The sequence below is a fragment of the Longispora urticae genome (assembly GCF_053902585.1).
Map to the genome: position 1 here is coordinate 273809 of NZ_JAQZSH010000029.1, position 11691 is coordinate 285499.

10 protein-coding genes are annotated in these 11691 nt (G+C 67.2%); 4 read left to right on the forward strand and 6 right to left on the reverse strand.

All coding sequences use genetic code 11. The features are described 5' to 3' along the window. Window positions 1-74: 74 nt before the first annotated feature. Window positions 75-608 (reverse strand): hypothetical protein, encoded by a 534-nt coding sequence (locus PT931_RS20615; RefSeq protein ID WP_456247381.1) that lies wholly within the window; start codon window positions 606-608, stop codon window positions 75-77. Between the two features lie 580 nt (window positions 609-1188). Here PT931_RS20615 and PT931_RS20620 point away from each other — a divergent pair. After that, window positions 1189-1500: a hypothetical protein gene (locus tag PT931_RS20620; protein ID WP_456247382.1), complete on the forward strand. Its 312-nt coding sequence runs from the start codon at window positions 1189-1191 to the stop codon at window positions 1498-1500. A gap of 95 nt (window positions 1501-1595) precedes the next feature. Here PT931_RS20620 and PT931_RS20625 read toward each other — a convergent pair whose 3' ends face one another. From PT931_RS20625 to PT931_RS20640, 4 genes are read right to left on the reverse strand one after another with little or no spacing between them, the layout of a single operon-like run. Continuing rightward, window positions 1596-2927 (reverse strand): aminotransferase class V-fold PLP-dependent enzyme, encoded by a 1332-nt coding sequence (locus PT931_RS20625; RefSeq protein WP_456247383.1) that lies wholly within the window; start codon window positions 2925-2927, stop codon window positions 1596-1598. A 14-nt stretch (window positions 2928-2941) separates the two neighbouring features. Beyond that, window positions 2942-3724: a methyltransferase domain-containing protein gene (locus PT931_RS20630; protein ID WP_456247384.1), complete on the reverse strand. Its 783-nt coding sequence runs from the start codon at window positions 3722-3724 to the stop codon at window positions 2942-2944. Between the two features lie 16 nt (window positions 3725-3740). After that, window positions 3741-4007, reverse strand: a complete 267-nt coding sequence (locus PT931_RS20635; RefSeq protein ID WP_456247385.1) for a MoaD/ThiS family protein — start codon at window positions 4005-4007, stop codon at window positions 3741-3743. A 54-nt stretch (window positions 4008-4061) separates the two neighbouring features. Then, window positions 4062-5246, reverse strand: a complete 1185-nt coding sequence (locus PT931_RS20640) for an acyl-CoA dehydrogenase family protein (protein WP_456247386.1) — start codon at window positions 5244-5246, stop codon at window positions 4062-4064. A 225-nt stretch (window positions 5247-5471) separates the two neighbouring features. On the opposite strand from PT931_RS20640, the gene PT931_RS20645 reads away from it, so the two are divergent. Then, entirely contained in the window at window positions 5472-6833 is a 1362-nt protein-coding gene (locus tag PT931_RS20645; RefSeq protein ID WP_456247387.1) for a hypothetical protein, read from the forward strand. Between the two features lie 188 nt (window positions 6834-7021). Here the strand turns inward: PT931_RS20645 and PT931_RS20650 are convergent, their stop codons facing one another. Next, on the reverse strand, window positions 7022-8395 hold the full coding sequence (locus PT931_RS20650; protein ID WP_456247388.1) for a hypothetical protein: 1374 nt from the start codon (window positions 8393-8395) through the stop codon (window positions 7022-7024). A 1679-nt stretch (window positions 8396-10074) separates the two neighbouring features. On the opposite strand from PT931_RS20650, the gene PT931_RS20655 reads away from it, so the two are divergent. Further along, window positions 10075-10647: an RNA polymerase sigma factor gene (locus PT931_RS20655; protein WP_456247389.1), complete on the forward strand. Its 573-nt coding sequence runs from the start codon at window positions 10075-10077 to the stop codon at window positions 10645-10647. Beyond that, a complete protein-coding gene (locus tag PT931_RS20660; protein WP_456247390.1) occupies window positions 10644-11645 on the forward strand; it encodes a CU044_5270 family protein in 1002 nt (333 codons plus the stop codon). Before PT931_RS20655 ends, PT931_RS20660 begins: the two co-directional genes overlap by 4 nt. Window positions 11646-11691: the final 46 nt, after the last annotated feature.

The window sequence follows — 11691 nt, forward strand, 5'->3', positions numbered from 1 at the left end:
GCCGGCAATGAGGCACCGGACCGGTTGACCCACCTCCTGCGCTTCTCTTCGATCCCATCTGTCGTCGCGAGCCCCTATCCCAACACGGTGGAAGTGCCGGCACCCGTTGCGGACTCGACTCCTGTTGCCGTCAGGCACGCTGTGGGCGTCCCGGTGGTGATCACCGCTACCACCGCGAGGGTGCCGCCGAGATAGCGGCCCGCGGAGACCGTCCCTGTGGTGACTGCGACCGTTTCACCGAGAGGTCGCACCGACCGGGTCGTGAAGTAGGTGATGGTGCTGGTTTCGTTCACCGGAAGCCAGGTTACCTCCGCGCTGCCCTCGAGCTGGCCGACGGTGCATGCCAGCATGCCGCTGCTGGAGGAGGTGAAGGTCCCTCCCGTGACGGCGGCGTCACCGATGCACGCCGTGAGACTGCCGCTGCTGGCAGCTGTGATATTCCTGGCCGTCAGGGTGACCCCCGGGGTGTAGCTGGTCGCGCCCGTTCCGAGACAAGAAACTCTCAGGACCCGTGGCGCGCTCTCTTCACCGCCCGCGTGCGCAGCGGAAGTCGACAGGACTGTGACGGCGCAGATCGTCAGCGCTAATACAGACAGTGCTCGACGCATGATGCCCTCCCATAGTGATGAAGTCCCATCCTATGAAAATTTCGAATTGAAAAAGATAATATCGACCGCTCTAGATTCATTGGGGAATCTGTAAGAAGTCTGCGCGTTGCAATTTGGGGAGCTAACCTAAGCAAGGGAAAGGGCAGGGCAAGTCGGAGAATTCGGCGATACGGTCGTTGGTGCGCAATTTCAAAAAAACGCCTGCGACCTGCTTTCTCAGCGTCGCCACTACGAGACTACTTCGCGACCCATCCGGCCCGGGTGCCAGATAACTGCCTGGGTGATCCGCCTACAGAGTCATTTTCTCGCTCCTGGCGGGTTGTCCTTGGTGGGCGTGCAGCACCTTGTTGCTTCACGCGCTGCCGCTTGTTGTCCCAAAGGATGTGATAGACGTTCGGCCCGCTCTCAACCTGTTTTCGGAAAGTGGAGTCCAGGGGGAACAATGCCTACGTTGCGAACAGGTGCTGCGGCTGCCATTGTGGCTGCAGGACTGTTAGCGCCTTTCATCGCAGCCCCGGCCCAGGCGGCAAGTTGGGTCAAGTGTCGTCAAGGGGTCGCGCACACTGAGACCGTCACGGACGTGTACTTCGACCCGCCGACCTTATCGGCCAACCACGAAAACTCAATCGTCGTGACCGGCGACCTCCTCGCCCCGCTGACCGCCGATGCGCGAGCATACTTCTTCCTCGCGGGGGACGGAATCAAGGGCAATTATGGCACCGGCTACTCGGGTGCGCCGAGCCCGGCCGGGCCGAACACCACGACCATCACGATCTATCTGCCGCCAGAGTTCAGCACCATTCCCGCTGGCACTGCGGCGAAATTTCAGCTGGCAGTCACCGACGGCCCTGACACCGTCTACTGTATTTCGGCAAACCTGAGGTTTGAGTAATAGCAGTCCAGCGGGCGGTCGCGGAGCCTGTTTCCATGGGAAATGCCGTCGGTGTCGTAGAATGGCTGGTCGGATGCTGGCGTCATCGGCTGCTGTCAGCCTGAAGTGAGGACGGAGTCGGTACAGCGAATCTCGGCGAGTGCGTCCGTGAATCGGTCCACTTCTTCCGTGCTGGTGTAGAGATGGAATGAAGCCCTGGTCGTGGCTGCGAGCGCGAACCGGCCGCAAGCGGGTTGCGCGCACAGGTTCCCGACCCGGATCGCGATTCCCCTCTCGTTGAGGTGGGTGCCGACCGCTGCCGGGTTCAGGCCTTCGAGTGCGAAGGAGAGGGCGGGGCCCCGCATGAACGTGTCGGACGGGCCGATGATCCGAAGCCCGGGTACCGCCGCCATCGCGGAGAGCGCGCGGCTGGTCAGGGCATGCTCGTGCGCGGCGATGCGGCTTAGCCCGATTCTGCTGAGGTAGCGGCAGGCTGCGGCGAGTCCGATCGCCTGGGCGATCATCGGTGTGCCGGCCTCGAAGCGGCGGGGCGGTTCGGCGTAGCTGGAACGGGCCATGGTGACCTCGCCGTTCATCTCGCCGCCGGTCATGAACGGCGGAAGAGCCGACAACAAGGCCTTGCGGCCCCACAGCACCCCGACACCTGTCGGGCCGCAGGCCTTGTGTCCGGAGAATGCGAGGAAGTCCACGCCGAGAGCAACGACGTCGACCGGCATGTGGGGTACCGACTGACAGGCGTCCAGTACGGTGAGCGCCCCGACCTGCCGGGCTCTGCGGACGAGAGTCGGCACCGGGTTCACGGTGCCGTACAGGTTGGACTGGTGGGTGAAGGTGAGGATCTTGGTCCGTTCGGTGACAATCTCGTCCAGCCCGGATAGGTCGAGGCGTCCGTCATCGGTGAGCGGTAGCCACCGTAGTGTCGCCCCGGTGCGGCGGCATAGTTCCTGCCAGGGCATCAGGTTGGAGTGGTGTTCCATTTCGGTGACCACGATCGTGTCACCCGGCCCGATGGCCAGTGAACGAAACGGCCGATCGGCTGTCGAGGCGTTGCCGATGGCGTAGGCGAGGAGGTTGAGGGCCTCGGTCGCATTGCGGGTGAACACGACCTCGTCGCGGTCAGCACCGATCAGGTCGGCGACCACGTCGCGGGAACGTTCGAACAGTTCGGTTGCTTCCCGGGCGAGGGCGTGGGAGCCGCGGTGCACGTTGGCGTTGTGGTGGGCGTTGTAGTCGTACTCGGCGTCAAGGACGACCGTAGGCTTCTGGGAGGTGGCTGCGCTGTCGAGGTAGGCCAGGGGCGTGGTTCCCGTCGAGCGGGACCGCAGCAGCGGGAAATCATCCCGGACCACTGTGACGTTGAACGGGCCTGGCTTTTCGTCATCGGCCGGGCCATACAGGGCGGTGTGGGCACGGCAGGTACACATCATGGCGTTGCGTCCTTCTACGAGACGTGCGCGATCAGGTAGTAGCAGGTGTTATTCAGCAGGTACGAACCGTCACCGCGCCGGTAGGGCGCGATCGACTCGGCAATGGCTTCGGCGACCCGCCCGTATCCCGAGTGGTTGATGGCTTCGGCAGCCGGGCCCGTGGAAAGCAGCCCGCGCAGAGCCGTAGCAAGGTCGGGGTACTTCCACGGGCAGGGAACCACCCGCCAGGCTGAGAGAGTCAGGCCGGGCCTGGCCAGTAGACGCCTGAACGCGTCGACGTCGGACGGGTCCAGCTGGTCGTCCCCTCGATCGGGCGGTGGCATGAGTGCGCCGAGGTCGAGGAGATAGGTGAAGGCGTCACACTCATTCGGTGGGCCCCACGTCGCGATCACGATGCTGCCCGCGGTCCGCACGACCCGGAGCGCCTCGGTGACCGTGCGCTGGGGGTCGGTCGAAAAGTGCAGGCAGTTAAACGCGGTCACGACGTCGAACGCCCCGTCGGGAAAGGGCAGCTTCTCCATGGTCGCGACCTGAAACGCTCCCGTGGGATGGCGTGTCCGGGCGATGTCGATCAGTGCTGCGGACACGTCCAGGCCGCTCACCACGGCGCCCAGGGCGGCGGCGCGGCCCGTGAAGTCGCCCGCGCCGCAGCCGATGTCCAACAGGGCCCTGCCCCGCCACGGGCCCAGTTCCTCGAGTACCGAGTGGATGACCGGTCGTATGGTCGGCTCCTGCACAGCGGCCCAGTCCCGGGGCCGGGTTCCCCAGGCCAGGGCCTGTTGATCCGCGGTGTTCACCGGCACTCCGTCGTGGTCATCCGCCGGCGATCGCACTGAAGAACTCGACGTGATCGTCTTCTGCCAACGGCAGGTTCCCGTCGGGGTGGTTGATGAACTCGCCGTTGAGTACCACGCGGTGGGCGCGGCGCAGCTGCCCGGAGTTGTCCAGCAAGATCCGCTTCATGGCCGGATACTTCGCCGTCAGCTCCTCCAGCACCCCGCTGAACGTGGTGGCCGCGAAGGACACGGAGCGCTGGCTGTCGGCCAAACGCAGCAGCATCCCGTTGAATTCGAACGTCATGGGTAGGGCCTCTTTCTAGCGATGGTTGAAGGGCGGGTGACATCGCCGATGCGTTCAGTGCTCGGTGGTGGGGGAGCCGTGCGGTGCGCGGGAGGGGCGTCCTGCTCGTGCCACCACACCGGCGCCGAGGTTGACCTCGAGAATGTCCTGGGTGCCGGCGGCGAGCGTGAGGCCTGCGAAGTCGCGCATGTACCTGCCGAGGTGCGTGGTCCCGTAGTAGCCGTGACCGCCGAGCACCGCGAGCGCCCGTTCGAGGACGAAGCGGATCTGCTCGATCGCGAAGTACTTGGCGGCCGAGACGATCGGGTCGAAAACGGGCTCGGTGTTGCCCGCTGCGACCCGCCCCAGCGCGTGGTACAGCATGACCCTGGCCGATTCGATGGCCACGAACATACGCCCGAGGGACGCCTGGACGTTTTTGAGTTCGGCGACCGGCTCGCCGTAGCGGACGCTGCCGGCCAGATGCGCCGCGCAGTCCTCCAGGACGGCCTGGGCCCGGCCGAGGGGGGCACACGCGATCCACAGGCGCTGGAGGCTGAGGAACCGCTGGGCGTGGGTGAGCCCGTCGCGCGATTCGAGTATCCGGCCCGCAGGCAGTGTCACGTCGTCGAAGGTGACGGAGGCCGCGCCGGCCGTGCGCATGCCCATCGGCTCCGAAGCCGTCACGGTCACACCAGGGTCGTCGCGCTGTACCAGGCAGGCGATCATGTCGCCGGACTCATCCAGGGCGTAGGTGAGGAACACATCGCTGATCAGACCGCCGGTGATGTAGGACTTGTGCCCGTTGAGTACGTAGCCGTCGCCTTTGCGGTGCAGCAGGGTGCGGAAGGAGTAGGCGTCTGCGTCTTCGGTGTAGGCGATACCCGCTCCGCAGCGGCCCTGGGCGATGGGGACGGCGTAGGACTCGATCAGGTCCGAGCGCCCCGACTCGCAGATGAGCCGGGCGATGTCGATCTGGTGGTTGAGGATCAGCGCGAGTGCGGAGTCCTCACAGCGGTACCCGACCTGCTCGAGCACCATGCCCCACGTCAGGGCATCAACGTTCGCGCCGCCGGCCACCTGCGGCAGGGACAACGCCTGCAACCCGGCCGAACCAGTCTGAGCGAGAAGGTCCCGAGGCGGTGGCTGCCGGGCGTCGTCGCGATGAACGACGGTACTTCCGATTTCCGTCAACAGCGGCCCCCAGCGTTCGCCGACGAGCTTGGCAACGTCGGCCCGACGGGCCGTGTAGTCGTCCATGTCGCTTCCTCTCTGCGTGCCCAGGCGCCACGTCACCCCGCTGCGGTTACTCGAGCGAAACGCGCCGCCGCCGTGACGGCGCTGCCCGAAAGGGCAGCGTTGTGGCAGGTCCCCGCACTCGCGACTCTCCGTCGCGATCTAGGGGCTTTACCTGCTCAGCGGCTGGGTAGATATTTCAAGTAGGCGTCAGGAAGCCGTGCAAGCACCCCCATGGCGGATGCCGTCGTGTTGCTCGTGTTGCTCGCCGGCCTGTGGAGGAGTCCGATGACACCGACCCGTGGACACAATCTGCACCTGCGCGCCCTGCACACCGAGGCCGCCTGGACACTGCAGGCCATGGCCCACGCCGTCAACACGGTCGGGACCGAAGCCGGGGTTCGCCTGCACTACGACCGCACCTCCGTCTCGCACTGGATGGCTGGACGCCAGCCAGGAACAGGCGTCGCAGATATCGTTGCCGAGGCGCTGTCCCGGCGCCTGCGCCGCCCCGTCACCCCGGGCGACATCGGCCTCATCGCCCAGGACGCTCCCACGGCAGGCGTCGACCCGGTCAGCGCCCTGGCCGAACTGGCCCTGGCCGACTGCGACCCCACCCAACGCGTACAACTTCGTCGTGGCATCTATCAACTCCACGACACCCTCGCCATGCCCCGCACCGCACTGACCCCACACCGACACCTCCCAACCCACACCCGCCGGATCGGTGCGGGCGAGACCGAAGCCGCCCGCGCCATGATCGCCGCCCTCGCCCACGTCTATCTGGCACACGGAGGCGGACGGGCACGAGCCGCCCTCATCGCCTACGTCGCCCAGGACATCACCCGCCTGCTCACCACCATCAGCCCCAACAGTGCAGGACGAAGCTTCACCTCCGCCGCCGCAGGCCTGGTCTACCTCGCAGGGTTCATGGCACTAGACGCCCGAAGCCACAGGCTCGCCCAGCGCTACTTCACCCTCGCCCTCGCCCTCGCCGAAGACGCCCACGACATCGCGACCCAGGCCCTGGCCCTGCGCGCCGTCGGACTCCAAGCGCACATCCTCGGCCACCACCACGCCGCACTGCACGCCATCCAAGCCGCCGAAGACACCGCCCGGCCAACCGCGCCACCCCACATGAAGGCGCTACTGGCAGGACAAGCCGCAGTGGAATACGCCGCCCTCGGCGACAAGCACGAAGCCCTAGCAACACTCGCGCGCACCGACCGGCTTTTCGCACGCGCCACCCCACCCGCGGGCCCCCTCGGCACCTACAGCCCAGCAGACCTCCATCACGACGCCGGACTCGCCCTGCACTACCTGCACGACAACATTCCCGCCCGCCACGCCATCAACCTGTCACTCGACCAGCGACCCCCAGAACAACGCCTCCTCCGGGCACTTACCACTGCCTGGGCAACCCAGATGCACGTGCAACTCGGCCACCTGCACTCCGCGCATGCCCTTCTAGAACAGCTACGCCACGACTGCCACCTTTTGCAGAGCCAACGGGCCCGTTACGCGCTGGCGGAGATGACACGACGCGTTGTGGCAACTGCGGGGAGCATCGCACGTCAGTCACCATCAATCCCGCAAAAAACGGGTCTATAGGGGTACGACTGGCTGGCGCTCGCGCCGAGCCGCAACAGGTCGCAGCGCTCGAAAAGTTTCCATCTAGCCCGACATGGACGAGGGCGACACGATCGAAGGCGTACCCGCAGCAGGCCAGCTGCGGGCTGCGGGAGTGCTGGGGATCGGCCACGCGGTGGCCGCGCCGGGACCGGCGTGGTGACGGGTGGCTATTGGATGATCTCGCAGGTGAAGAAGGCGCCGCTACTGATTTCGCCGCAGCTGTCGATGCCGTCTTCGCCGTCGACGGTGACGTCGGTGGCCTCACCGTGCACGGCGAGCGTGTCATTTCCTGCGTCGCCGCTGATGTCGGCATTGGCGGCCCTATTGGGCTTGGCGGCGGTGCCGATGGTGATGGTGTCGTCGCCGTCGAGGTCGTCGGTGAGCGCTTGTCCGCCGCCGGTGATGTTGGCGTTGAGGACCGCGTTGGAGCTCGGGCCAGCACTGTTTGTGCCGGCGAGGATGGTGATCTGGTCGCTGCCGAGGCCGCCTTCGACTCTCGCGCCACGGCCGTCCGCGTTCTCCTCGCCTGAGACTCCCTCGCCGCCGGGCCTGCCGGCGGTCGTGGCGTCGCCACCGCTGATGATGATGACATCATCACCCCTGTCGCCGCGCACGGTGGCGGGATACAGATCGGTACCTGTGAGGCCGCTTCCGTCCGGGTAGGCGTCGTCTCCGCCGGTGAGGATGATCGTGTCGGCCCCGTCGTTCCGCAACGCGCCCAGCGCCGGGTCGCCTCCTGCGATGACACCGCCGTCGACGGCAGGTCCGCCTCCGCGGCTGCCACCTTTGCCGCCGGTGACGGTCAGCACGTCACCTCCCGCACCACCGGACAATATGCCGTCCAGAATGCCGGGCTGGCCCTCGCACTCCGCATCGGGGTCGCAGGAGCCGCCCGTGACGGTGATGGTGTCGGCGCCGTCGGCCAGGTCCATCAGGCCCGCCAGGTCCGGGTCACCTCCGTGCACACGCCCACCTCGGTAGATGCCGGCGCCAGGTGATTTTCCTCCGCCGCCGGCAACGGTGATGGTGTCCTCGCCCGCCCCACCGCGCACGTCCCCGGCGACCGCGTCCCCGCCCTCCATTCCTCCTGTGACGGTGATCACGTCATCGCCCGAGCCGCCCAGCACCGAGGCTGTAGCGCTCACCGCCACCCTGAAATAGGGAGAGTAATGGTCGTAGCCGTCGATCGTTATCTTGTCGTCACCGGCCTCACCAAAAACCGCGCCCGTCAACAACTGCACGCCGCGAGCTGCGGAGTAGAGTCTGATGTCGTCATTGCCGTCGCCCCCACGGATCTTCCCAGCGACACTTATTGTCACGGTGATCGTGTCGTCCCCACCCAAGGCGTCGAGGACTTCGCCAGCCTGTACCGTGCCGCACTCGATCACATCGGGGCCGGCCGTGGCAGCCCCCTCGCATCCAGCAGGCAGCTCCGCCTGGGCCGTGCCGGCCCACACCACCGACGACAAGAGCGCCACAAAAAGCACCAATAGGTGTGCCGTGATTCGCCCAAACGGCCTGCGATTGCTCCTGGCCAGCATCCGGTCCCCCGAGGTCATGGGCGCCACCCGACAGCCGGCGCCTCCACCCCACCCAACCAGGCCAAGCCGCCCAACAGCCCACGATCGACAAATCCCACACTGAAACCACCGAGCACGCCCACGTCCACTCGGCTGGTTCCGCCCAGCGCGGTAGCCGACAGCCCGGTGCGCCTGGCGCGCGGCGGATGACGGGTTCGGTTTCGTCGAGTTCGTTGAAGGCGCTGCCGATGGACGTGACCGCGCCGCCGATGCTGCAGACGGATGAGGTCAGGCGCCGGGCGCCGCCAGTGATCGGCCGGGCCGGCGAGAAGGTCGCGGCCGGCGGCGCGTTCCAGGAGGTCGGCCGCTGCATGGTCGCGGTCGACGCGATTGTGCACGTGTTGATGGCCATGCAGATCAGCCCGGCGACTTTCACCCGGTCGCGGTCGAAGGGCGATCCCGTCAGCCTGGAACGCACGGCGAGCCGCGGTCCGTGTGAACTCCACCACCGGGTGCGCGGCTGTCGATACGGTCGACGTCCAAGAGTCGAGCCTCCACCGGAGAGGCGAATGGCTTGTCGAGCAGTCGCTGGCGACTTCAAGCGGGGCTGGTGTCGGTAGCCCGACAGCGGAAGACGGGTGAATTCACGTCAGGACCTGACGGCTGGGCCAGTCGGTACAGGTGACGGCAGTTCGCGGAACAGGCCGCGTCGAGCACGAGCCGTCACGCGTTGGGGGAGTCATGGATGGCACCGGGGTTGGCCAACAGTGGGATCGGCCACGGTTGGTTGACCACGTTGTCGCCGTTGACGTAGATCTATGTGGAGGCCGTGCTGGGGCCGGTGCCGTGCGGGGGCGTCACCGGGTGCGGATTCTCGGTTCGCTGCTAGACGGTGAGTAGGGCCGCGGGGGTTACCGCGACCCTCTCTCCGCGTCGGACTGGTTAGTTAGTTGTGGAAGGCTCGTACCAGTTCGATGATCACTGCCAGGGTCCTCATCACGGTGTTCGCCGTGGTGAGGGCCTTGGTCCAGTCGCCTCGCCACATGTTCCGGCGGGCGGGTTGGTGGTCGCGGGGGTTGGGCCGGTCGTAGGCGTCTCGCCGGGTGTTGACCGGGTGGTCGGGGTGGGCGCGCGGGAGCCTCGGCTGGTGTCCGTGGTTACGGGGTTTGCCGGGTCGCGCGGGTCTCCGCCGATCCGATGGGTGTTCCAAGGTTGTTCACGTACCTTCCTTCGCCGGCGGTGCCGCGGGCTGCGGCTGTCGGGCGAGGGGTGTGTCCGGCAGGGCTTGAGGGCACGGCCGACGTGGTGCGGAGGACGCGAACGGCCAGAACCTACATCGTGATCCAGCCGACGCGCTACTCCCCGGCGGGAGTGTCGTGGGGACAAGCCAAATTGGATAACCGTTAGCACCATTATGTACGGATTTCGTTTGGGGTTGATACCCGGAAATCTTTCTCACTTCCGACACTGGCGCTCCCTGGCGGCCGTGACGCCGGGCCGGGTGGGTACATGTTCTTCCATGATCGAAAGATCTTCGATGTCTTGTTCTGCCTGCTCACGGCCGGTCTGGAAAATTGTTCCGGAAAATGTGGAAGATCAACGGCCGTACGGACGTGTACAAGGTGAGGGCACAATCCGCTGAAAACATGTGGGGCTGAGGGCGACAGGTACGGATGAAGATCAAGGAGCAACCTCCGACTGTGTCCACCGACCCGACGACCCTCGGGAACGACCCCGACGGCGTCACGAACGCGCTCACGAGCGCCTACCAGCACAACTACTCAGACCTCCTGCGCTACGCCGCCCGCCGGGTCGGCCCGCACGACGGCGCCGACGCGGTGCAACGCATGGTGGAGATCGCGGTGCAGAAGATCACCCCGCGCGTCGTCGAGCGCGGGCTTCGGCCGTGGCTGTTTCGGATCCTTGACTACGAGCTGCGCAACATGTCCCGGGAGGAGGAGGCCTGGCGGCGTTCCATGGACGCCGACATCGAGGTTGACGACCGGGGCCTGCACCTCGAACGCGTCGACGACGCGCTCGACGCCCTGCGGCTCAACTCCCGACTCGCCGCTGCCCTCGGCGCGCTCAGCCCGCGGCTGCGGGCGGTGGTGCAGTTGCTGGTGTTCGCCGAGTTGTCCCACGCCGACACCGCCGCCGCGCTCGGGATCCGGGAAGGCACCGTCGGCTCCCGCTTCGACCGGGCCCGCAAGAAGCTGCGGGAGTTCCTCGGAGACAACCTTGACCAGGCCCAGGACCGTAAGGACACGCCATGACCGCACATGATGACCTTGAGGCCCTGCGCCGCATCGCCCGCCAAGCCAACCCCGTAAGCCTGGAGATACCACCACACGTCCCCGAGCGGGCACTGGAGCTCATCGCCGACGGGCCACGCCTGCGCGCGGCGGCCCGCCGGGGCCGCCACCGGCGGGTCACCGTCGGGGTCCTCGCGGTGGCCGGTGTCGTCGCGCTGGCGGTGGCCATCGTGGCGGTGGTGCGCCCTTTCGCCGGAGCCGACCCCAACCCGAACCCGAACTCGACCCGGTTCCCCCAGGCCGGCCATGAGGTCCGCTACGTGCTCAGCGCCGCGAACTTCCCCGCCTCCGGCGTCACCAACACCCCACCCCGGCGGGAGCAGTTCGTGCTCACCGTGGCGAAGGTCTGGTACCCGGGAGCCGGGGGAGGCGGGCTAAGTGAGGTGGTCACCTGGACGAGTGTGGACGGCGAGCACGACGGACTGCGCCGCGTCACCCTTCCCGGAGGGCCGGTCCAGCCCGACCGGGTGATTCCCGCCTGTCGGGGCGGGCGGATGTCGGCGCTGACTCCGGACGGGCAGCTTGATCCGGCGGGGCGGGTGAGCTCGTGTCGGGCGCTGCCGGCGTACCGCTCCGACCTGCCGGCCACGGCCGAGGGGATGCTGGCGTACCTGCGCCAGGACGTGGCCGGCGATGGGGAGGCGTTCGCTCGGGCGCGGGTGCTGCTCACCGGCACGGTGCTCCCGCCAGCCGCGCAGCACGCGCTGTTTGAGGCCGTGTCCCAGATCCCCGGGGTCGGCGTCGACCGCGAGGTCGCCGACATCACCGAACGCAAGGTGATCGCGGTGACCTGCCCGGTGGGGGAGGACGGCGCCCGCCACGAGATGTTGTTCGACCCTGGGACGCTCGCCTACCGGGGTTGGCAGACCCGCACCGGTGCCGGCCAGCTCGACCTCGACGCCCGCCCCAGCGCCCTGGTGCGCACGGCCGTCGTCGACTCCGTCGGCGCCGGCCTCTAAACGGCCGTGGGGGGGGGGSCCCGCGGGCCRCCGGCGGGCCCCCCCC